General features: G+C 70.1%; 21 protein-coding genes. 5 read left to right on the plus strand and 16 right to left on the minus strand.

Annotated features, from left to right (window positions below):
* Nucleotides 1-41: 41 nt before the first annotated feature.
* The gene (locus LUX31_RS18455) at nucleotides 42-1655 is read right to left on the minus strand and encodes an MDR family MFS transporter (protein WP_235475877.1); all 1614 of its coding nucleotides are present in this window, start codon (nucleotides 1653-1655) and stop codon (nucleotides 42-44) included.
* Between the two features lie 151 nt (nucleotides 1656-1806).
* Between LUX31_RS18455 and LUX31_RS18460 the strand changes: the two genes are divergently transcribed.
* Nucleotides 1807-2391: a TetR/AcrR family transcriptional regulator gene (locus LUX31_RS18460; protein ID WP_235475878.1), complete on the plus strand. Its 585-nt coding sequence runs from the start codon at nucleotides 1807-1809 to the stop codon at nucleotides 2389-2391.
* 22 nt (nucleotides 2392-2413) lie between these two features.
* On the opposite strand, the gene LUX31_RS18465 is transcribed toward LUX31_RS18460, so the two are convergent.
* Nucleotides 2414-2989, minus strand: coding sequence for a M23 family metallopeptidase (locus LUX31_RS18465; RefSeq protein WP_235475879.1), 576 nt, complete (start codon nucleotides 2987-2989; stop codon nucleotides 2414-2416).
* Nucleotides 2990-3460: 471 nt separating this feature from the next.
* Here LUX31_RS18465 and LUX31_RS18470 point away from each other — a divergent pair, with 471 nt between their 5' ends.
* Nucleotides 3461-4096, plus strand: coding sequence for an HAD family acid phosphatase (locus LUX31_RS18470; protein ID WP_235475880.1), 636 nt, complete (start codon nucleotides 3461-3463; stop codon nucleotides 4094-4096).
* Between the two features lie 80 nt (nucleotides 4097-4176).
* On the opposite strand, the gene LUX31_RS18475 is transcribed toward LUX31_RS18470, so the two are convergent.
* On the minus strand, nucleotides 4177-6702 hold the full coding sequence (locus LUX31_RS18475; RefSeq protein ID WP_235475881.1) for an ATP-dependent Clp protease ATP-binding subunit: 2526 nt from the start codon (nucleotides 6700-6702) through the stop codon (nucleotides 4177-4179).
* A gap of 440 nt (nucleotides 6703-7142) precedes the next feature.
* On the opposite strand from LUX31_RS18475, the gene LUX31_RS18480 reads away from it, so the two are divergent.
* Nucleotides 7143-7802 carry an SCO3374 family protein gene (locus LUX31_RS18480; RefSeq protein ID WP_235475882.1) on the plus strand — a complete coding sequence of 220 codons (660 nt, stop codon included), beginning with the start codon at nucleotides 7143-7145 and terminating at the stop codon, nucleotides 7800-7802.
* Here the strand turns inward: LUX31_RS18480 and LUX31_RS18485 are convergent.
* The 10 genes from LUX31_RS18485 to LUX31_RS18530 all read right to left on the minus strand — a co-directional run bounded on the left by LUX31_RS18485 (nucleotide 7781) and on the right by LUX31_RS18530 (nucleotide 16128).
* Nucleotides 7781-8116, minus strand: a complete 336-nt coding sequence (locus tag LUX31_RS18485; protein ID WP_235475883.1) for a histone-like nucleoid-structuring protein Lsr2 — start codon at nucleotides 8114-8116, stop codon at nucleotides 7781-7783. The genes LUX31_RS18480 and LUX31_RS18485 overlap by 22 nt on opposite strands.
* A gap of 240 nt (nucleotides 8117-8356) precedes the next feature.
* A complete protein-coding gene (locus LUX31_RS18490) occupies nucleotides 8357-8890 on the minus strand; it encodes an amino-acid N-acetyltransferase (RefSeq protein ID WP_235475884.1) in 534 nt (177 codons plus the stop codon).
* Between the two features lie 9 nt (nucleotides 8891-8899).
* Nucleotides 8900-9337 (minus strand): BlaI/MecI/CopY family transcriptional regulator, encoded by a 438-nt coding sequence (locus tag LUX31_RS18495; protein ID WP_235479970.1) that lies wholly within the window; start codon nucleotides 9335-9337, stop codon nucleotides 8900-8902.
* A gap of 102 nt (nucleotides 9338-9439) precedes the next feature.
* Nucleotides 9440-9622, minus strand: a complete 183-nt coding sequence (locus LUX31_RS18500; protein WP_235475885.1) for a hypothetical protein — start codon at nucleotides 9620-9622, stop codon at nucleotides 9440-9442.
* Nucleotides 9623-9697: 75 nt separating this feature from the next.
* Nucleotides 9698-10327: a hypothetical protein gene (locus LUX31_RS18505; RefSeq protein ID WP_235479971.1), complete on the minus strand. Its 630-nt coding sequence runs from the start codon at nucleotides 10325-10327 to the stop codon at nucleotides 9698-9700.
* Nucleotides 10328-10625: 298 nt separating this feature from the next.
* On the minus strand, nucleotides 10626-11423 hold the full coding sequence (locus LUX31_RS18510; protein WP_105970850.1) for a type III pantothenate kinase: 798 nt from the start codon (nucleotides 11421-11423) through the stop codon (nucleotides 10626-10628).
* Between the two features lie 10 nt (nucleotides 11424-11433).
* On the minus strand, nucleotides 11434-12420 hold the full coding sequence (gene nadC / locus LUX31_RS18515; RefSeq protein WP_235475886.1) for a carboxylating nicotinate-nucleotide diphosphorylase: 987 nt from the start codon (nucleotides 12418-12420) through the stop codon (nucleotides 11434-11436).
* A gap of 5 nt (nucleotides 12421-12425) precedes the next feature.
* Nucleotides 12426-14180, minus strand: coding sequence for an L-aspartate oxidase (locus tag LUX31_RS18520; RefSeq protein ID WP_235475887.1), 1755 nt, complete (start codon nucleotides 14178-14180; stop codon nucleotides 12426-12428).
* On the minus strand, nucleotides 14177-15211 hold the full coding sequence (gene panC / locus LUX31_RS18525) for a pantoate--beta-alanine ligase (protein WP_235475888.1): 1035 nt from the start codon (nucleotides 15209-15211) through the stop codon (nucleotides 14177-14179). The genes LUX31_RS18520 and panC overlap by 4 nt, the downstream gene beginning before the upstream one ends.
* Nucleotides 15208-16128, minus strand: a complete 921-nt coding sequence (locus tag LUX31_RS18530; protein ID WP_235475889.1) for a Rossmann-like and DUF2520 domain-containing protein — start codon at nucleotides 16126-16128, stop codon at nucleotides 15208-15210. The genes panC and LUX31_RS18530 overlap by 4 nt, the downstream gene beginning before the upstream one ends.
* A 194-nt stretch (nucleotides 16129-16322) precedes the next feature.
* Between LUX31_RS18530 and LUX31_RS18535 the strand changes: the two genes are divergently transcribed.
* Nucleotides 16323-17519, plus strand: a complete 1197-nt coding sequence (locus tag LUX31_RS18535; protein WP_235475890.1) for a threonine aldolase family protein — start codon at nucleotides 16323-16325, stop codon at nucleotides 17517-17519.
* Here LUX31_RS18535 and LUX31_RS18540 read toward each other — a convergent pair.
* Nucleotides 17480-18151 (minus strand): response regulator transcription factor, encoded by a 672-nt coding sequence (locus LUX31_RS18540; RefSeq protein WP_235479972.1) that lies wholly within the window; start codon nucleotides 18149-18151, stop codon nucleotides 17480-17482. The genes LUX31_RS18535 and LUX31_RS18540 overlap by 40 nt on opposite strands.
* A 53-nt stretch (nucleotides 18152-18204) precedes the next feature.
* The gene (locus LUX31_RS18545) at nucleotides 18205-19407 is read right to left on the minus strand and encodes a sensor histidine kinase (protein WP_235475891.1); all 1203 of its coding nucleotides are present in this window, start codon (nucleotides 19405-19407) and stop codon (nucleotides 18205-18207) included.
* Between the two features lie 131 nt (nucleotides 19408-19538).
* Here LUX31_RS18545 and LUX31_RS18550 point away from each other — a divergent pair, with 131 nt between their 5' ends.
* The gene (locus LUX31_RS18550; RefSeq protein WP_235475892.1) at nucleotides 19539-20552 is read left to right on the plus strand and encodes an SAM-dependent methyltransferase; all 1014 of its coding nucleotides are present in this window, start codon (nucleotides 19539-19541) and stop codon (nucleotides 20550-20552) included.
* 24 nt (nucleotides 20553-20576) lie between these two features.
* On the opposite strand, the gene LUX31_RS18555 is transcribed toward LUX31_RS18550, so the two are convergent.
* Nucleotides 20577-21737 carry an NADH-quinone oxidoreductase subunit D gene (locus LUX31_RS18555; RefSeq protein WP_235475893.1) on the minus strand — a complete coding sequence of 387 codons (1161 nt, stop codon included), beginning with the start codon at nucleotides 21735-21737 and terminating at the stop codon, nucleotides 20577-20579.
* Nucleotides 21738-21750: the final 13 nt, after the last annotated feature.

The following is a 21750-nucleotide window of genomic DNA, read 5'->3' on the forward strand; positions in this document are numbered from 1 at the left end:
CCCCCAGGGATGGGAACGGGTAGGGGCGGCGGGGGCGAACCTCACACCACCTCAGCCACAGCCCCCTTGGCCGCCCCGGGACGAGAACCCTCGTCCCCGTCCCCCTTCTCCGGCCCCGCCCCCTTCAACGGAACCTCCTTCACGAACACCGCCGCCACCAGCGCCGCAACCGCCACCGCAGCCCCCAGCAGGAACGCCGAGTGCGTCCCGGAAGACACCGCGTACTGGTACGCCTCCCGCGCCGCCGCCGGCAACTTCGCCAGGCTCGCCGCATCCAGCTGAGCCGACTGCTCGGTCACCTTGGACCCCAGCGCCCCAGCCCGCTCGGTCATCACTTCCTGGACGCGGCTGTTGAACAGCGCCCCCATGATCGCGACCCCGAACGACGCCCCGAGCGTCCGGAACAGCGTGGCCCCGGAGGACGCGACGCCCATGTCCTTCATCTCGACGCTGTTCTGCGCCACCAGCATGGTGATCTGCATCAGACAGCCCATACCGGCACCCACGATCGCCATGTACACACCGGACGTGACCCGCGAGGTCCCGGTGTCCATCTGCGCGAGCAGGAACAGCCCCAGGATCATCAGCACACTGCCGACCACCGGGAACACCTTGTACCTGCCACTGCTCGTGGTCACCCGCCCGGCGATCATCGACACGACCATCATCGCGCCGAGCATCGGAAGCAGCAGCAGCCCCGAGTTGGTCGCGGACGCACCCTGCACGGACTGCTGGTACAGCGGCAGGAACAGCACCGCCCCGAACATCACGAACCCGGTGACGAAGCCGATGACCGACATCAGCGAGAAGTTCCGGCTGCGGAATATGTGCAGCGGCATGATCGGCTCGGCGGCCTTGGTCTGCCAGAACACGAACCCGACCAGCGAGGCGACGCCGATCCCGATCAGCTCCATGATCATGGCGGAGCCCCACGCGTACTCCGTACCGCCCCAGGTGGTCACCAGAACGATCGCCGTAATACCGACGGTCAGCAGCGCCGCACCCGGATAGTCGATCCGCGTCTGCGCCCGCTTCTTCGGCAGATGCAGCACCGCGCTGATGGCGACGAGCGCGACCACACCCAGCGGCAGGTTGATGTAGAACGACCAGCGCCAGCCCAGGTGGTCCGTCAGCGCCCCGCCGACCAGCGGTCCGCCGATCATGGCGAGCGCCATCACTCCGGCCATCATGCCCTGGTACTTGCCACGCTCACGCGGCGGAATCAGGTCCCCGATGATCGCCATGACCCCGACCATCAGACCACCGGCGCCGAGCCCCTGCACGGCCCGGAAGCCGATCAGCTGCCCCATGTCCTGGGCCATACCGCTGAGCGCCGACCCGATCAGGAAGAGCACGATCGACGTCATGAAGACGCCCTTGCGCCCGTACATGTCACCGAGCTTGCCCCAGATCGGGGTGGAGGCGGCGGTCGCGAGCGTGTAGGCCGTCACGACCCACGACAGGTGTTCGAGCCCGCCCAGTTCACCGACGATCGTCGGCATCGCCGTGCCGATGATCATGTTGTCCAGCATCGCGAGCATCATCGCGATCATGAGCGCGAGCAGCACCACCCGCACACTCCGCGGCTGCTTGCCCTGCCCGCCCTGACCGTCGACCCCGTCCGGCCGGTCCCCTGCTACCTGTGCGTCCGCCATCGTCTCCGACCCACTCCCCCACATACTCCCGCTTACTTGCCGCCCGGCAAGTTGACTACACTGGGGAAGCTAGACCCGTAACTAGCCGGGCGTCAAGTAAGTTTTGCCCCAAGGGCGCCCACCAGGGCATTCAGAAGCAGGAGTACGAGCAATGGACCGCACCAAGCAGCGCCGCCGCGGGGACACCCGCCAGCGCATCCAGGACGTGGCGCTCGAACTCTTCGCCGAACAGGGCTACGAGAAGACCTCGCTGCGGGAGATCGCCGAGCGGCTCGACGTCACGAAGGCGGCGCTCTACTACCACTTCAAGACCAAGGAAGAGATCATCGTCAGCCTGTTCGAGGACCTGACGAAGCCGATCGAGGATCTGATCGAGTGGGGCAGGCAGCAGCCGCACACCCTCGACACCAAGCAGGAGATCGTCCGCCGCTACAGCGAGGCGCTCGGCGAGGCGGTGCCGCTCTTCCGCTTCATGCAGGAGAACCAGGCGACGGTACGGGACCTGAGCATCGGCGACACGTTCAAGACGCGGATGCTCAGTATGCGGGAGATCATCATCGACCCGGACGCCGCCCTGGTCGACCAGGTCCGCTGCATCAGCGCGATGTTCACGCTGCACGCCGGGATGTTCGTCCTCCAGGACCTGGCGGGCGACGCGGACGAGAAGCGCAAGGCGGTCCTGGAGGTGGCGATCGGCCTGGTCACCCAGGCCCACGAGGGCACGGAACAGCCGTAGATCACGGCCCCTCAGGCCTCCGTCAGACGGTCACGCCCTTGGCCCGCAGAAACGCCACCGGGTCCACGGCGGAGCCGTAGTTCGCGGTCGTACGGATCTCGAAGTGCAGGTGCGGGCCACTGGAGTTGCCCGTGTTGCCCGACAGGGCGATGCGCTGCCCGGTGGCCACGACCTGGCCGACCTTCACGTTGATCTTCGACAGATGGGCGTACTGCGAGTACGTGCCGTTGCCGTGCTTGATGACGATGGCATTGCCGTACGCGGACCCGTCACCGGCGCCGTTGCCGCCGGCCTTGACGACGGTGCCGCCATGCGCGGCGAAGACCTTCGTACCGCTCGGCACGGCGAAGTCCTGGCCGGAGTGGGTGGACGACCACATGTTGCCGGCCTGGTTGAAGCTCGCGCTGAGCGTGTACTTCTTGACCGGGTCCACCCAGGAGGCGGCCTTCTTGGCGGCGGCCTTGACCTGGACGGCACTCGCCGTCGTACCGGTGTCGGCGGCGGCCGCGATCCCGGCCGTGCCCAGTACGACCGAGACCCCGAGCCCTGCGGCCAGAACGGAGATGCGGGAAACACGGGCGGTGGCGCGCTGGAACATCAGAACCTCATGGGGACGGGGACAGAAAAACCACCCGGCACAGGCGACGCCGCCGGATGGGAAACCCCTTGGTACCCCCACCCCCCACCCATCCCCAAACCCCTGCTCTACTGCACAAGGTAGTAGTTACCCATAAATTTACCTACTTATTGACAAAGCAACCCAAGCCACCACACCACGCAAACCATCCCTCACCCACCCTGTCACCCACTATTCACCCTAGTAACGGACATTTCGCCTGTGCATCATGTCACCGGCCGCGAGGTCCGAAGACGCGTCACTGTGACGCGCACAACGGGACCTGCGCCACCCCGATCCCAGGCCGAACAAACCCCCTCCGACTACTGGCATCCCGCCGCTACCCGTGAGTAATGTTCCCTTCCCGCCCGCGCCACTCACTCCCGCAAGCATGCCCCTGACATCTGCAGGCCCTGGCACCGCACGGACCTACGTGAGAGGACCCCGATCCCGATGACAAGAGGCTCCTGGACGCCCTGGACCCGCCGAATCGGCCTGACCGCGGTCGCAGCGGTCGCCGCGGTGACCCTGGTCGGCCCCGGTACCGCCCAGGCCGCGACCACCGCGTCCACCACGTCCGTGTCGGCCGCCGCGGACGTCGACTACGCCACCTGGCAGGCGGACTGCCAGGCCGTGATGGACCAGGCACTGCCCTACCTGCAGCAGCGCATCGCCGCCGCCTCCACGGGCGAGAAGCCGGCGATCGTCTTCGACATCGACAACACCACCCTGGAGACCGACTTCGGCTTCAGCTACCCGTCGCCTGCCAACGCGCCCGTGCTGAAGGTGGCCCAGTACGCCCAGGACCACGGCGTCGCCCTCTTCTTCGTCAGCGCGCGCCCGGACATCATCAAGCCCCTGACGCAGTACAACCTCACGTACGTCGGGTACGACGTCAGCGGGCTGTACGTCCGCAATCTGATCGACCTCTTCAGGAACGTGGCCGACTACAAGACCGCGCAGCGCGTCGACATCGAGTCGAAGGGCTACACGATCATCGCCAACATCGGCAACAGCGCCACCGACCTCTCGGGCGGCCACGCCGAGAAGACGTACAAGCTGCCGGACTACGACGGCCAGCTGTCGTAGGCGACCCCGTCGGGCCCCATCGGGCATGCGAAAGGGGCCGGTGCGAAAGCACCGGCCCCTTTCTGACGCAGCCGTGAGGCTTACGCCTCCTTGCTCAGGTTCGGTCCGGCACCGCCGGCCGCCTGCTCGATCGGCGGGACGTCGGGCAGTGCCGACTTCTCCTCGCCGCGGAAGGTGAAGGTCGCCGCCTCACCCTCGCCCTCCGTGTCGACGACCACGATGTGACCGGGGCGCAGCTCACCGAAGAGGATCTTCTCGGAGAGCGTGTCCTCGATCTCGCGCTGGATCGTGCGACGCAGCGGGCGCGCGCCCAGGACAGGGTCGTAACCCTTCTTGGACAGCAGCTCCTTGGCGGCCTGGGACAGCTCGATGCCCATGTCCCGGTCCTTGAGGCGCTCGTCCACCTTGCCGACCATCAGGTCGACGATCTGGAGGATGTCGTCCTGCGTGAGCTGCGGGAAGACGACCACGTCGTCGACGCGGTTGAGGAACTCGGGCCGGAAGTGCTGCTTCAGCTCGTCCGAGACCTTGTTCTTCATGCGCTCGTAGTTGGACTTCTTGTCACCGGAGGCCGCGAAGCCCAGGTTGAAGCCCTTGGAGATGTCCCGCGTGCCGAGGTTGGTCGTCATGATGATGACCGTGTTCTTGAAGTCCACGACCCGGCCCTGGGAGTCGGTCAGCCGACCGTCCTCCAGGATCTGCAGCAGCGAGTTGAAGATGTCCGGGTGGGCCTTCTCGACCTCGTCGAAGAGGACGACGGAGAACGGCTTGCGGCGGACCTTCTCGGTCAGCTGGCCGCCCTCTTCGTAGCCCACGTAACCGGGGGGCGAACCGAAGAGCCGCGACACCGTGTGCTTCTCGCTGAACTCCGACATGTCGAGGGAGATCAGCGCGTCCTCGTCACCGAAGAGGAACTCGGCCAGGGCCTTGGAGAGTTCCGTCTTACCGACACCGGACGGGCCCGCGAAGATGAACGAACCACCGGGACGCTTCGGGTCCTTCAGACCGGCACGCGTACGGCGGATCGCCTTGGAGAGCGCCTTGACGGCGTCCTTCTGGCCGATGACCCGCTTGTGGAGCTCGTCCTCCATGCGCAGCAGGCGGCTCGACTCCTCCTCGGTCAGCTTGAAGACCGGGATGCCGGTGGCGGTCGCGAGGACCTCGGCGATCAGCTCGCCGTCGACCTCGGCGACGACGTCCATGTCGCCGGCCTTCCACTCCTTCTCCCGCTTGGCCTTCGCGGCGAGGAGCTGCTTCTCCTTGTCACGGAGAGAGGCGGCCTTCTCGAAGTCCTGCGAGTCGATCGCGGACTCCTTGTCCCGGCGGACGCCGGCGATCTTCTCGTCGAACTCGCGCAGGTCCGGCGGAGCGGTCATCCGGCGGATGCGCATCCGGGAACCGGCCTCGTCGATGAGGTCGATCGCCTTGTCGGGCAGGAACCGGTCCGAGATGTAGCGGTCGGCGAGCGTCGCCGCCTGCACCAGGGCCTCGTCGGTGATCGAGACGCGGTGGTGCGCCTCGTACCGGTCGCGCAGGCCCTTGAGGATCTCGATCGTGTGGGGGAGGGAAGGCTCCGCCACCTGGATCGGCTGGAAGCGGCGCTCGAGAGCCGCGTCCTTCTCGAGGTGCTTGCGGTACTCGTCGAGCGTGGTGGCACCGATGGTCTGCAGCTCACCGCGGGCCAGCATCGGCTTCAGGATCGAAGCGGCGTCGATGGCGCCCTCGGCGGCACCCGCGCCGACGAGCGTGTGCAGCTCGTCGATGAACAGGATGATGTCGCCGCGGGTACGGATCTCCTTGAGGACCTTCTTCAGGCGCTCCTCGAAGTCACCGCGGTAGCGGGAGCCGGCGACCAGCGCGCCGAGGTCCAGGGTGTAGAGGTGCTTGTCCTTGAGGGTCTCGGGCACCTCGCCCTTGACGATGGCCTGGGCGAGGCCCTCGACGACGGCGGTCTTGCCGACGCCGGGCTCACCGATCAGGACCGGGTTGTTCTTCGTGCGGCGGGACAGCACCTGCATGACCCGCTCGATCTCCTTCTCGCGCCCGATGACCGGGTCGAGCTTGGACTCACGAGCGGCCTGGGTGAGGTTCCGGCCGAACTGGTCGAGGACCAGGGACGTCGAGGGGGTGCCCTCGGCGGGGCCGCCGGCGGTGGCGGTCTCCTTGCCCTGGTAACCGGAGAGCAGCTGGATGACCTGCTGCCGCACCCGGTTGAGATCGGCGCCCAGCTTGACCAGGACCTGGGCGGCGACGCCCTCGCCCTCACGGATCAGGCCGAGCAGGATGTGCTCCGTGCCGATGTAGTTGTGGCCCAGCTGAAGGGCCTCGCGGAGCGACAGCTCCAGGACCTTCTTGGCACGGGGGGTGAAGGGGATGTGCCCGGACGGGGCCTGCTGGCCCTGACCGATGATCTCCTCCACCTGCTGACGGACCGCCTCAAGCGAAATGCCGAGGCTCTCCAGGGCCTTTGCGGCGACACCTTCACCCTCGTGGATCAGGCCCAGGAGGATGTGCTCGGTGCCGATGTAGTTGTGGTTGAGCATCCGGGCTTCTTCCTGAGCCAGGACGACAACCCGCCGCGCGCGGTCGGTGAACCTCTCGAACATCGTTAATCGCTCCTCAGAGCGGTCAGGCAGTAAGGGGACGCTCCCCTCCCTGTCCTTCCGCAGCTTAGTCCCGCAAGCGGGGACCGCTCATTCCAACTGCCGACACCGGACCGAGAACCAACACAGCCTCCTGACCCTGAACGCCGACATATGCTCCAACCCGATCGTGCGAGACGATGTTCCCGCAGGCCAGGCAGTTACCCTCACTATCAGTACGCCGATGGCGAACGTGAGACGGCCTTTTCTGCGTGTCGCCCCCTCCCACTAGGGATGTCTTACCCGTACGGACCGACACTCCATGCCGGATGCACCGGTTCCCTCCGCTACGGGCGAACAACCTTGCGCCGCCGAACCGCTCCGCGCATCCCTGAAATCGGAACTCCGCGCGCCCGCAAGGGCACCCAGCGTAACTCGCGGCCCTTCGCGGTGGTTGGCTTCGCATGGTTCCCACTGTCCCCCTTCCTCGCCGCCCTCTCGACCCGGGCGACACCACGAGCGATGTCCTGCACTGGTACGAGAACGAACTGGGGTGGGCGACAGTGCCCGGTTCCGGATCCGGGGGCCTTCCGGTACGGCTGGTCGTGGGCCGGAGCTTCGACGTGCTCGACGTACCGGCCGAGGCGGGATTCGCGGCGCTGCGGCACCGGGGCCAGGTGCGGGCGCCGGCTTCCCCGGTGGTCCTGCACGGGGACCGGATGCTGCTGCTGGTGGCCGCGGGCAGCGCGGACGAGTTGCCGGGGCTGCTGGACTGGCTGGAGTGGGGCGGGCTCGTACCGGACCTGAGGGCGATCGGCGTGGGCGGCCACATCGAGGCTCCCTTGCCGCCGAGACCGCCCGGGCCGCCCGGTTCCCCCGTCCCGTCGGGCAGCTCTCCCGGCGCTCAGGGCATCACCCAGGGCCGGACAAATCCGCAGGGGGCCGCTGTCTGGCTGCGGCCCCCTGAAACAGGGTGCGGGACGGCGGTCCCGCTGCCGACGATGTCGGCCCTGGGGGGCGTCGGAGGCGCCCCCGATCTCGTACGGCTGGTGGACACGCTGGCGACACAGTGCCATCGCGTCCGACTGCGGCGCGCGTGCGCTCAGCCGTTGGCCTTCTCGTAAGCCTCACGAATGGACGCGGGAACACGGCCACGGTCGTTGACCTCGTAACCGTTCTCCTTCGCCCAAGCACGGATCTGCGCGGTGTCCTGGCTGCCGCCGGAAGCGACACGCGCCTTTCCACGCCCACCCGAAGCACGGCCTCCAGTACGGCGGCCGCCCTTGACGTAGGGCTCGAGAAGACCACGAAGCTTGTCAGCATTGGCAGTCGTGAGATCGATCTCGAACGTCTTGCCGTCCAACGCGAACGTCACGGTCTCGTCCGCCTCGCCGCCGTCGAGGTCGTCGACAAGAAGGACCTGAACCTTCTGTGCCACCGGATTTCCTTTCATCGATAACGTGGGAGCCGATGCCCACGGCGTGCGCCGCTGTTTCGCATCCCCTGTTATATGCAGTACTGCAGTACGTCGGAAAGCAAACCGCTTTTGCCGGAAAAACACAAACCCCCGGGAGAGACCGACGGCCCTTCCCCCGACCGGAAACGTACGCGTTTCGGACATAGGGAACCTGGGCAGGCGGCTCACAGGAATTGCCGATGCCCGATCACCGATGCCCGATCACAGATGCAGAAGCATCCGACTGTTGCCCAAGGTGTTCGGTTTCACCCGTTCGAGACCGAGGAACTCCGCGACGCCCTCGTCATAGGAACGCAGTAGCTCGGCGTAGACATCAGTGTCAACAGGCGTCTCACCGATCTCCACGAAGCCGTGCTTCCCGAAGAAGTCCACTTCGAAGGTCAGACAGAAAACGCGTCGAACGCCGAGCCAGCGGGCGGTCTGCAGCAACTTCTCCAGCAACTGATGCCCGACACCGGAACCCTTCAGGTCCGGGTTCACCGCGAGAGTACGGACTTCGGCGAGGTCTTCCCACATCACATGGAGTGCGCCGCACCCCACGACCTCGCCGTTGTCGTCGCGTTCCGCGACCCAGAACTCCTGGATGTCCTCGTAAAGCGTCACCGTCGCTTTGTCGAGCAGGATACGGCCCCGGACGAACGAGTCAAGGAGTCCGCGTACGGCCTGGACATCGCTGGTCCTGGCCCGCCGGACGGTGATGGCTTTCGCTGTGACTTCGGGACGCATCGCTGACATGAGCGGACGCTATCGCCCTGTGGGCCCCTCGGCCGAGGCGGGGTTCTCGTAGGCGGGCTTCTCGCCGGCGGTATGTTCCGCGGCTTCCGACTGCCCGTGCTGTTCGACCTGTTCCGCCTGTTCCGGCCCTTGGGCGATGCGAACGGCATCCCTGAGGGCCAGCCGCTGTTCTTCGCTCATCATGCCGAAGAAGGCGACGAGAGCGGCGGCGGGGTTGTCGCTCTGCGACCACGCGTCGTTCATCAGGGCGGCCGCGTAGGCGGCTCTGGTGGAGACCGCCTCATATCGATAGGCCCGGCCTTCCGCCTCGCGACGGACCCAGCCCTTCTGATGGAGATTGTCCAAAACGGTCATCACCGTGGTGTACGCGATGGACCGTTCCTGCTGAAGGTCTTCCAGGACTTCTCGAACGGTGACCGGGCGGTTCCACTTCCACACCCGCGTCATGACCGCGTCTTCGAGTTCTCCCAATGGGCGAGGCACAACTCAGCACAGTAGTGGGAGAAAGGGTGAATAGCGCGAAGGACGTGCGCTTACCTGCTCAAACCCTTACAAGGTGGTGTGATCCTGTCCGGCCTGCCGGGTCTGCTCGGCCCTGGCGAGGGTGGCGTCCACGACGGCGTCCTCCTTGGCCTTGTTGGCACCGCCCTGACTCTTCACCATCGTCACGATCACACCGATGAAGAGCGCGGCCATCACTACCGGGGGCACGAGCGCGGAGACGTAGTCCATGCGACCAGAGTAGCCAGGGCAGCCGAAAGGCCCGGGCGGGGGGCCCGGGCCTCTGTGGGTCGTACTCCGTTCAACTCACCCCGCGGCGAGCTGTTGCGGGGGATTCGCGGGCGGGGTCGGCTTGCGGCGCGGGAAGACCTCACCAGGGGTGGGGATGGGACGCCCGGGCTTGGGGGCGTCGGGCGCGGGCCGGGGCGCCGGGGCGGGACGCTCGCCCGGCTTCTTCTCGCCGGGCTTCCTGCCGGGATCCTGGGCGGCGAGACCGCCGGGCAGGGCCAGGAGCCGGGTACGGGAGGCGGGCACCGTCGGCGTGACGGGCGCCCGGCCGGACACCCTGGCGCCGAGCCGGGCCCGTACGTTCCGTTCCGCGTGCCGCAGACAGCGGTCCAGGAGGGCGGCGGCGACCGGGTTGCCCCGCAGGGCCCGGAGGGCGGCGAGGTCGTCCGGGGCCGGGCGGTACCCGGCGCCCAGGGCCTCCTCCAGGAGCGTGAGGTAGCCGGCGGCGGTGCCGGGGAGGGCGGCGCGGTAGCGGGCGAGGTCCGCCACGAGGAAGGCGCGCAGCCTGGCTCCCTCACGCGCCGCCTCGTCGACGGACTCGGCAAGCCGGAGACAGTCCTGGACGTCCTCCGCGGAGGCGGGGCCGGGGTGGAGGGCGAGGGCGAGAGCACGGCGGAGCACACGCAGCTCCTCCGCACCGAACGCCATGCCGCCGCGAGATCCGAATGGCGTGGGCATGCGGCGACGATACGCGCTAATCAGACAAACTCGGCATTGCGGAGGGGGTGTGGCGCAGGAAGCCACCCGGGTGGCCGCGCGCAGGCATTGTGTTTCGCCCCCGCCGCCCCTACCCGTCCCATCCTCGGGGGCTCCGCCCCCGAACCCCCGCGCCTGGTCTTTCAGCCCGTCCGGCGTTTGAGGACGAGGCCGTTCAGGCCGACAGCGGGGGTCTGGGGGCGGCAGCCCCCAGGGATGGGAACGGGTAGGGGCGGCGGGGGCGAAGAACTCACATACGCGACACGTTCCGCTCGTACACCAACCGCAGCCCGATCAGCGTCAGCCACGGTTCGTGTTCGTCGATCACCGAGGCCTCGCCCAGCACCATCGGCGCCAGCCCACCCGTGGCGATCACCGTCACATCGTCCGGGTCCTCCGCCAGCTCCTTCGCCATCCGGGTCACCACGCCGTCCACCTGACCGGCGAACCCGTAGATGATCCCCGCCTGCATCGCCTCGACCGTGTTCTTGCCGATCACCGCCCGGGGCCGAGCCACCTCGATCTTCCGAAGCTGCGCCCCCTTCACCCCCAGCGCCTCGACGGAGATCTCGATCCCGGGCGCGATCACACCACCCACGTACTCCCCGCGCGCGGACACCGCGTCGAACGTGGTCGCCGTACCGAAGTCGACGACGATCGCGGGACCCCCGTACAGCTCGACCGCGGCGACCGCGTTGATGATGCGGTCCGCGCCGACCTCCTTGGGGTTGTCGGTGAGGATCGGTACGCCCGTCTTCACGCCGGGTTCGACCAGCACCGCCGGCACATCGCCGTAGTACCGCCGCGTCACCTCACGCAGCTCGTGCAGCACCGACGGCACGGTCGCGCAGATGGCGATCCCGTCGATGCCGTCGCCCAGCTCGTCGCCGAGGAGCGGGTGCATGCCCATGAGGCCCTGGAGGAGGACCGCGAGTTCGTCGGCGGTGCGGCGCGCGTCCGTGGAGATGCGCCAGTGCTCGACGATCTCGTCGCCGTCGAAGAGCCCGAGGACGGTGTGCGTGTTTCCCACGTCGATGGTCAGCAGCATGGCCTGGTACCTACTCCGCCGCTCGCAGGTCGAGACCGATGTCGAGGATCGGCGAGGAGTGGGTGAGGGCGCCGACCGCGAGGAAGTCGACGCCGGTGTCGGCGTATTCCTTGGCGTTCTTGAGGATCAGCCGGCCCGAGACCTCCAGGACGGCACGGCCGTCTACGACAGCGACCGCCTCGTCGCACTCACCCGGAGTGAAGTTGTCCAGCAGGATCAGGTCCGCGCCCGCGTCGACGATCTCGCGCAGCTGGTGCAGGGTGTCGACCTCGACCTCGATCGGTACGTCCGGGAAGGCGTCCCGTACGGCCTTGAATGCCTGGGCGACGCCGCCGGCGGCGACCACGTGGTTGTCCTTGACGAGGGCCGCGTCCGACAGGGACATGCGGTGGTTGACGCCGCCGCCGCAGCGGACCGCGTACTTCTCCAGGGCGCGCAGACCGGGAGTGGTCTTGCGGGTGTCGCGGACCTTGGCCTTGGTGCCCTCCAGGACGTCCGCCCACGCGCGCGTGGCGGTCGCGATGCCGGACAGCCGGCACAGGAGGTTGAGGGCGCTGCGCTCGGCCGTCAGGAGGTCGCGGGTGCGGGTCGTGACGCTGAGCAGCTTCTGGCCCGCCTCCACTCGGTCGCCGTCCTCGACATGTCGCTCGACCTCGAACTCGTCGGTGCAGACCACGGAGACGACCGCCTCGGCGATCCGCAGACCGGCTACGACCCCGCCCTCGCGGGCTGTGAAGTCGGCCGTGGCGCGGGCCTCCTCGGGGATGGTCGCGACCGTCGTGACGTCGACGCCGTGGTCGAGGTCCTCCTGGATGGCGACGTTGGCGATGTCCTCGACCTCAAGGGGGTCGAGGCCCGCGTCGGCGAGGAGGGCGGCGAGTGCGGGGTCGAGGCCGCACTCCAGGTAGACGTCGTCTGCCGTGTCGGGGTCGGCGCCACAGGCGCAGCCGTCGCCGCAGCCGCCGCTCTGGGCGAGGGGAAGGTCGGGGGTGCTCACGTCTGTCACTGCTCCTGGGGACGGTGCTCCGGCTGATGCGGCCGGGTCGGGGGGAAGTCTGCGGTGTCGGTGGTGTGTACGGCCAGCGTCCGGTCGGGATTCAGTCGTACGACGATGTGGCGGTGCCAGGTGGTGTCGTCGCGCTCGGCGTGGTCCTCGCGCCAGTGGCAGCCGCGGGTCTCCTCGCGGAGGCGGGCGGCGGCGACCAGGACGCGGGCCACGCACAGGAGGTTGGTGGCCTCCCAGGTGTCGACGCCGGGCTCGGCGGTCTTGCCGTTCTCGTCGAGGGCGCCGCGGGCGTCGGTGTGCAGCCGCTGGAGGGCCTCGGCGGCGGTGTCCAGGGAGGCGGCGGAGCGCAGGACGCCGGCGCCCTCGGTCATGATGCGCTGGATCGTGAAGCGGGTCGCGGGGTCGAGGAGCGGGTGCGCGGGCTTCTCGGGGTGCGGGACGGGGGCGGGCACGCGCGCGTGGAGGCCGTCTCCGGCGTGGCTCGCGGTGATGTCGGCGACGATGCGCTCGGCGTAGACCAGGCCCTCCAGGAGCGAGTTGGAGGCGAGCCGGTTGGCGCCGTGGACGCCGGTGCAGGCGACCTCGCCGCACGCGTACAGGCCGGGGACGGTCGTGCGGCCCCGGGAGTCTGTGCGGACGCCGCCGGAGGCGTAGTGGGCGGCGGGGGCGACCGGGACGGGCTCGGTGACCGGGTCGATGCCGTTGGCGCGGCAGGAGGCGAGGATCGTCGGGAAGCGGTGCTCCCACATGTCGGCGCCGAAGTGCCGGGCGTCCAGGAACATGTGTTCGGCGCCCTGTTCCAGCATGCGGCGCGTGATGCCCTTGGCGACGATGTCGCGGGGCGCGAGTTCGCCGAGTTCGTGCTGACCGGTCATGAAGCGCACGCCGTCGGCGTCGACGAGGTGGGCGCCCTCGCCGCGTACCGCCTCGGAGACGAGCGGCTGCTGGCCCTCGGCGTCGGCCCCCAGGAAGAGCACCGTGGGGTGGAACTGGACGAATTCGAGGTCGCTGACCTCGGCGCCCGCGCGGAGGGCGAGGGCGACTCCGTCGCCCGTCGACACGGACGGGTTGGTGGTCGCCGAGAAGACCTGGCCCATGCCGCCGGTGGCCAGGACCACGGCGGGCGCGTGGACGGCGCCCACACCGTCGTGCTGCCCCTCGCCCATGACGTGCAGGGTCACGCCCGCCGTACGGCCGTCGGCGTCCGTCAGGAGGTCCAGGACGAGGGCGTTCTCGACCGTACGCAGGCCCCGCGCGCGGACGGCCTCGACGAGGGCGCGGGAGATCTCCGCGCCGGTCGCGTCGCCGCCCGCGTGCGCTATCCGGCGGCGGTGGTGGCCGCCCTCGCGGGTCAGCTCCAGTCCTCCTTCGGAGGACTCGTCGAAGTGGGCGCCGGTCTCGATGAGCCGTCGTACGGCGTCCGGGCCCTCCGTGACGAGGATCCGTACGGCCTCCTCGTCGCACAGGCCCGCCCCGGCCACCAGGGTGTCGTCCAGGTGCTGTTCGGGGGTGTCGCCCTCCCCCAGGGCCGCCGCGATGCCGCCCTGGGCCCAGCGGGTGGAGCCGTCGTCGAGGCGGGCCTTGGTGACGACGACCGTCCTGAGGCCGGCCGCGTCGCAGCGCAGGGCCGCGGTGAGTCCGGCGACGCCGGAGCCGACGACGACGACGTCAGCGGCGAGTGCCCAGCCGGGGGCGGGGGCGTGCAGCCGTATGCCGGTGGCGCGGCTGGCGGTGGGGCCTGTGGTGCTCACGAGGCGGCTCCGGGGGTTCCGAAAGTGAGAGGGATGTTGTCGATCAGCCGGGTCGTCCCGACCTTGGCTGCGACGGCGAGGACGGCTTCGCCCGTGAAGTCGTCCGGGATCTCGGTGAAGTCGGCGGGGTCGACCAGGGCGAGGTAGTCGAGGACCAATGGGGGCCGCAGGCGGGCCGCGTCGTCCAGGAGGAGGCGGGCGGCGGCCCGGACGGCGGCGGGACCGCCACCGGGGACCTTGGCGACGGCGTGCGCGTCGGCGGCGGCCCGGGACTCGCCGATGGCGCTGAGGGCCTGGGCACGCGCGTGCGTGGCGGGCACTTCGCGGGCCCGCGCGCGCAGCGCCTCCTGCGCGGCGTGCCGGTCACTGCCGGCGAACAGGGCCTGGGAGAGCGCGAGCGCCGTACGCCGTTCCTCCGGGGAGAGGTAGCGGTTGCGGCTGGACAGGGCCAGGCCGTCGGCCTCGCGCACGGTCGGTACGCCGACGATCTCCACGCCGAAGTTCAGGTCGCGGACCATCCGGCGGATCATCGCGAGCTGCTGGGCGTCCTTCTGCCCGAAGAAGGCCACGTCGGGCCGGGTGAGGTGGAGGAGCTTGCCGACGACGGTGAGCATGCCGTCGAAGTGGCCGGGGCGGGTGGCCCCTTCGAGCCGCTCCCCCATGGGGCCCGCGCTGATCCGCACCTGGGGTTCGCCGCCCGGGTAGACCTCGTCCACGGAGGGGGCGAACACGGCGTCCGCGCCCGCCTGTTCGGCGAGTTTCACGTCGGCGTCGAGGGTGCGCGGGTAGCGGTCGAGGTCTTCGCCCTCGCCGAACTGGAGGGGGTTCACGAAGACGGTGACGACGACCTCGCCGTCGGGGCCGGCGATCTCGCGCGCGGTGCGGACGAGGGTGGCGTGGCCCTCGTGCAGGGCGCCCATGGTCATCACGACGGCACGCGTGCGTGCGTGCTGTGTGGCCTCGTCCTTGTCAGGGCTGCGCTCTGACGCGCGGGCGTTCAGTTCGGCTGCCGTGCGCAGCAGGCGGGTCATCGGGCGCCTCCCTCGGTGCCGTTGCCGAGCACTCCGAGAAGGTCCTCGGCCAGCTCCGGCTTGAGGAGGCCGTGGGCGAGGGCACGGTCGGCGGTCGCGCGGGCCATCGCCAGGTAGGCGGCGACGCTCTGCGGGGAGTGCTTGCGCAGTTCCGCCACGTGGGCGGCGACCGTACCGGCGTCCCCGCGCGCGACCGGCCCGGTGAGTGCCGCGTCCCCGGAGCGCAGCGCGTTGTCCAGGGCGGCCCCGAGAAGCGGGCCGAGCATCCGGTCGGGGGCTTCGACGCCGGCCGTGCGCAGCAGTTCCATGGACTCGGCGACCAGGGTGACCAGGTGGTTGGCGCCCAGGGCGAGGGCCGCGTGGTAGAGCGGGCGGCTCTCCTCGGCGATCCATTCGGGCTCGCCGCCCATCTCGATGACGAGGGCCTCGGCGGCCAGCCGCAGTTCGGGGCGCGCGGTGACCCCGAAGGAGCACCCGGCGAGCCGCTGGACGTCCACGGGAGTGCCGGTGAAGGTCATGACGGGGTGCAGGGCCAGCGGCAGCGCGCCGGCCCGCAGTGCGGGGTCCAGGACCTTCGCGCCGTACCGCCCGGAGGTGTGCACGAGGAGCTGTCCCGGCCGTACGGCGCCGGTCTCCGCGAGGCCCTCGACGAGGCCGGGCAGGGCGTCGTCCGGGACGGTCAGCAGGACCAGGTCGGCGCGCTCCATGACCTGGGCGGGCGAGACGACGGGCACGTCCGGGAGGAGCTGCGCGGCGCGGCGGACGGAGGCGTCGGAGACCCCGGAGACGGCCACCGGACGGTGCCCGGCGAGTTGCAGGGACGCGGCCAGTGCGGGGCCCACGCGTCCGGCGCCGACGACGCCGACGGTGAGCCGTGCGGGGCGGTCCCTGGGGTCTGGCTGTTGGAATGTACTCACTCGACGGCGGCCTTCCCGTTCCAGTCCGCTCGGGGTACCGGACGATGTACCGGACGATTTCTCGTCATGTTAACGCGATCGGTCCGAGGGGCGTCCGGTTGTCCACAGGCTGTGGGTTGTCGCGGGCCGCGCACATGTGTCCGGTACGGAAATACGGATGCCCGCGCGGCGGGGCGGGCGGGATGATCCGGAGCATGAGCGATGCGGCGGGGCAGACGGAGGAGCAGTCGGCGGAGGACCGGTTGCGGGAGCGGCGCCGGGCCGCAGTGCGGGAGACACCGCGTGTGCTGTGGCGCGGAGGGTTCGCCGACACCATCCGACAGCGGCTCGCGCTGCTGGCGGAGGCCGCGCCCGAGGTGTACGACGTCGACGAGACTGCGGACATGTACGGCAACGGCGTCGTGGCGGCCCTGGAGGAACGTGTCGCGACTCTGCTGGGCACGGAGAGCGCCGCGTTCTTCCCCACGGGCACGATGGCCCAGCAGGTGGCCCTGCGCTGCTGGGCGGCCCGCACCGGCAGCCCCACGGTCGGCCTGCACGCCCTGGCCCACCCCGAAGTGCACGAACGGAACGCGTTCGGCCAGGTCAGCGGATTGCGTACGGTACGCCTGACCAGCGAGCCCCGGCTGCCCACAGCCGACGAGGTGCGCGACTTCGAAGAGCCTTTCGGCACGCTGATGCTCGAGTTGCCGCTCCGGGACGCCGGGTTCGTCCTGCCCACCTGGGAGGAGCTCACCGAGGTCGTGGAGGCGGCGCGCGAGCGCGACGCGGTGGTGCACTTCGACGGAGCGCGCCTGTGGGAGACCACCGTCCACTTCGGCCGCCCCCTGGACGAGATCGCGGGCCTGGCGGACAGCGTCTACGTGTCGTTCTACAAGTCCCTCGAAGGTTTTGGCGGTGCGGCGCTGGCCGGCCCGAAGACGCTGGTGGAGGAGGCGAAGACCTGGCGGCACCGGTACGGCGGCATGATCTTCCAGCAGTTCCCCACGACGCTGTCGGCTCTCGTCGGCCTGGAGCGGGAGCTGCCCCGGCTGCCGGAGTACGTGCGGCACGCGCGCGTGGTGGCCGCCGCGCTGCGGGAGGGTTTCGCCGAGGCCGGTGTGCCGTGGGCGCGCGTGCACCCCGAGGAGCCGCACACCCATCAATTCCAGGTCTGGCTGCCGTACGACCCCGACGCACTGACGGAGGCGGCGGTGCGGCAGGCGGAGGAGACGGGGACATATCTGTTCGCCGCCTACTGGGACCGCGGCGGTCCCGGCCTGGCCGTCACCGAGGTCACCGTCGGCGCCCCCGGCCTGGAGTGGACGGCGGACGACGTGAAGGCGGCGGTGACGGAGTTCGTGGCGCGTGCTCAGCCGGCCCCGCCCGCGCGCACGAGCCCCGTCTCGTAGGCGAGGACGACCACCTGTACGCGGTCCCGCAGGCCCAGCTTGGTCAGGATGCGGCCCACATGGGTCTTCACGGTCGCCTCCGACAGCACCAGCCGGGCCGCGATCTCGCCGTTGGACAGGCCCTGGGCGACCAGGATCATGACCTCGCGCTCGCGTCCGGTGAGCCGTTCGAGTTCCTTGTGCTGGGGCTGCGTGCCGGTGCTCGGCAGCAGGGGCGCGAAGCGGTCGAGGAGCCGCCGGGTCGTCGAGGGCGCCACGACGGCGTCGCCGCTGTGCACGGAGCGGATGGCGGTGAGGAGTTCGCCGGGCGGCACGTCCTTGAGCATGAAGCCGGAGGCGCCGGCCTTCAGCCCGGAGAAGGCGTACTCGTCGAGGTCGAAGGTGGTCAGGATCAGCACCTTGGGCGGGTTCTCGCCCTGACAGATGCGCCGGGTGGTCTCCACCCCGTCGAGCTTCGGCATGCGTACGTCCATCAGCACCACGTCGACCTCGGTCTCCCGCAGCACCTGGAGGGCCTCGACGCCGTCACCCGCCTCCGCCACGACCTCCATGTCCGGCTGGGCGTCGAGCACCATCCGGAACCCGGTGCGCAGCAGCACCTGGTCGTCGACGAGCATCACGCGGATGAGCATGGCGGGGTCCTCCGGTAGATCGAACATGCACACCCATATCGAACGTGCACGTGTCAGTGAGCGGGTTTGAGCGGCAGCAGGGCGCTGATGCGAAATCCGCCGCCCGGGCGCGGGCCCGCGTCCAGGGTGCCGCCCACCATGCCGACGCGCTCGCGCATGCCGATCAGGCCGTGTCCCTGTCCGTCGGCGCCGCCCTCCTCGTACAGCTCGTGCGGGGCGCCCTTGCCGTCGTCCTCGACCAGCAGGCCGAGCCCGTCGTCGAAGTAGACCAGGCGCACGCTCGCTCCGGTGTTCGGGCCGCCGTGCTTGCGGGTGTTGGTGAGCGCCTCCTGCACGATGCGGTACGCCGTCAGCTCCACGCCGCTGGGCAGCGGGCGCGGGGTGCCCTCGATCTTGAAGTCGACGGGGAGACCGGCGCCACGGCACTTCTCGACGAGGTCGTCGATCTGCTCGACGTCGGGCTGCGGAACGTACTCCCCGCTCTCCTTGTGCTCGCCGGTGCGCAGCACGCCGAGCAGCCGGCGCATCTCGGCGAGGGCCTGGCGGCCGGTGCCGGAGATGGTCTCCAGGGCCTTGCGGGCCTGTTCGGGGGCGGAGTCGAGGACGTAGGCGGCGCCGTCGGCCTGGACGACCATCACGGAGACGTTGTGCGCGACGACGTCGTGCAGCTCGCGGGCGATCCGGGCGCGCTCGGCGGCGACCGCCACCTTGGCCTGCGCCTCGCGCTCCTTCTCCAGGCGGGCGGCGCGCTCCTCCAGCTGGGCGAAGTAGGCGCGGCGGGTGCGCAACGAGTCGCCGAGCACCCAGGCGAGGGCGAACGGCACCGCCAGGAAGACCACCAGGGCGAGATTGCCCGCGGTGCTCGCGTCCTTCTCCGGCCAGCGCAGCTGGGACAGCGGGGCCGCGCACAGACCGCCGATCAGCGCGAACCGCGAGGCCCAGCGGGGCCCGTTCACCGCGACCGTGTAGACGATCACCAGCATGGCGAAGTTCGCGGGCAACGGCTCGACGTCCAGCGCCAGCTGCACCACCCCGACCACGGCGGCCAGCACGAGCATCCGCTCGGGCACGCGCCGGCGCAGGGCGATCACCAGGCACAGCAGGAGCGACACCAGGACGATCGCCACCCGGGGTTGTGAGTCCCCGGTCTCACTCCCGACGGCTCCGCCCAGCACGGAGATCCCGAACAGGCAGACGGCCCAGAAGCCGTCGACCCATGTCGGGTGTCTGCGAAGGAAGTCATAGACGCGTTGCACGTAACCCAGAGTAGGGAAGCGTTCTGTGCGCGGGGGTCAACCGGAGGGTCGATCCGCAACGCCCCGGCGTACTCCCCAAGGTGGAGACCCCGTCCCCTGGGTGGCGGGAGTCCGCGCCCTAGCCTGACCCCGTGGCAGGAGAGACGGTGGACACGGCGGCGGGCGCAGCAGCGGGCGAGTGGCTCGGCTGGCGTGCGGCGACGCGGGAGGCGCTCTACGGCGAACAGGGGTTCTACCTGCGGCCCGAGGGCCCTGCGGGGCACTTCCGTACGTCCGTCCACGCGTCGCCGCTCTTCGCCGGTGCCGTGGCCCGGCTGCTGTGCCGGGTCGACGAGGCGCTGGGCCGTCCCGCGTCGCTCGGCTTCGTCGACATGGGCGCGGGCCGGGGCGAACTCGTCACCGGCGTCCTCGGGGCGCTGCCCCCTGAAGTAGCGGCACGCGCGCGTGGGTACGCCGTCGAGCTGGCCGACCGCCCCGTGGACCTCGATCACCGCATCGAGTGGCTGACCGAGCCCCCCGCCGGCCTCACCGGGCTCCTGTTCGCGAACGAGTGGCTGGACAACGTCCCTGTGGAGGTCGCGGAGGTGGACCCGGCGGGCGTACCGCGCCTGGTTCTCGTACGACGGGACGGCACCGAGCGCCTCGGGGAGCCGGTCTCCGGGGCGGACGCGGAGTGGCTGGCGCGGTGGTGGCCGCTGCCGCCGGAGCCGGGGACGCGGGCCGAGATCGGGCTCCCCCGGGACACCGCCTGGGCCGCCGCCAGAGCCACGGTCGGCCGGGGTCTCGCCGTCGCCGTCGACTACGCGCACCCGGCCGACGCCCGGCCGCCCTTCGGGACGCTCACCGGCTTCCGGGCCGGCCGGGAGACCGCGCCCGTGCCGGACGGCTCGTGCGATCTGACCGCCCATGTGGCGCTGGACGCCTGCGCGGGGCCGGGAGCCCGCCTGCTGACCCAGCGGGAGGCCCTGCACGCCCTCGGGGTGGCCGGCGGGCGCCCTCCGCTGTCCCTGGCGTCCACGGACCCGGCGGCGTACGTACGGGCCCTGGCGGGCGCGGGAGAGGCCGCCGAGCTGACGGCGACGGGCGGGCTCGGGGACTTCGGGTGGCTGATGGAGCCGGCGGGAATCCCCGACCCGCTCCTCTGAGGACCCGCCTTTCGGCCCTCTGCCCTACTTGTCGATGTCCCCGACCACGAAGAACAGCGACCCCAGGATCGCCACCATGTCGGCGACCAGCGTCCCGGGCAGCAGTTCCGTGAGCGCCTGGATGTTGTTGAAGGAGGCCGAGCGCAGCTTCAGCCGGTACGGGGTCTTCTCGCCCTTGCTGACGAGGTAGTAGCCGTTGATGCCGAGGGGGTTCTCGGTCCACGCGTACGTGTGCCCCTCGGGCGCCTTCAGGACCTTCGGCAGCCGCTGGTTGATCGGGCCGGGCTCCAGCTCGGCGATGCGGTCGAGGCAGGCGTCGGCCAGGTCCAGGGCGTTGTGCGTCTGCTCCAGGAGGCACTCGAAGCGGGCCAGGCAGTCGCCCTCCTGCCGGGTGACCACCTTCAGGGTGTCCTGCAGCTCCCCGTACGCCAGATACGGCTCGTCGCGGCGCAGGTCGAAGTCCACGCCCGAGGCGCGCGCGATCGGCCCGCTCACGCCGTACGCGTGCACGGCCTCCGCCGAGAGCGCGCCCACACCGCGCGTGCGCCCCCGGAAGATCTCGTTGCCGAGCACCAGGTCGTCGAACCGGTCCATGCGCGAGCGCAGGGACGCGACGGAGGCACGCGCGCGCGTGGTCCAGCCCGCAGGGAGGTCCTCCTTGAGGCCGCCCACGCGGTTGAACATGTAGTGCATGCGCCCGCCGGAGACCTCCTCCATGACGTGCTGGAGTTCCTCGCGCTCGGTGAAGGCGTAGAAGATCGGGGTGATCCCGCCCAGCTCCAGCGGGTACGAGCCCAGGAACATCAGGTGGTTGAGGACCCGGTTCAGCTCCGCGAGGAGCGTGCGCGTCCACACCGCGCGCGTGGGGACCTCCATACCGAGCATCCGCTCCACGGCGAGGACCACGCCCAGTTCGTTGGAGAACGCCGACAGCCAGTCGTGCCGGTTGGCCAGCATGATGATCTGACGGTAGTCGCGCGCCTCGAAGAGCTTCTCCGCACCGCGGTGCATATAGCCGATCACCGGCTCCGCGTGCTGGATGCGCTCACCGTCGAGCACCAGCCGCAGCCGCAGCACGCCGTGCGTGGACGGGTGCTGCGGCCCGATGTTGAGCACCATGTCGGTGCTCTCCGCGGCGCCGCCGACCCCGACCACGGTCTCCGTGGGACCCGTCGTGAGACTCATGGACACAGTCTGT

The sequence above is a fragment of the Streptomyces sp. GQFP genome (assembly GCF_021545335.1).
Lineage (GTDB): Bacteria > Actinomycetota > Actinomycetes > Streptomycetales > Streptomycetaceae > Streptomyces.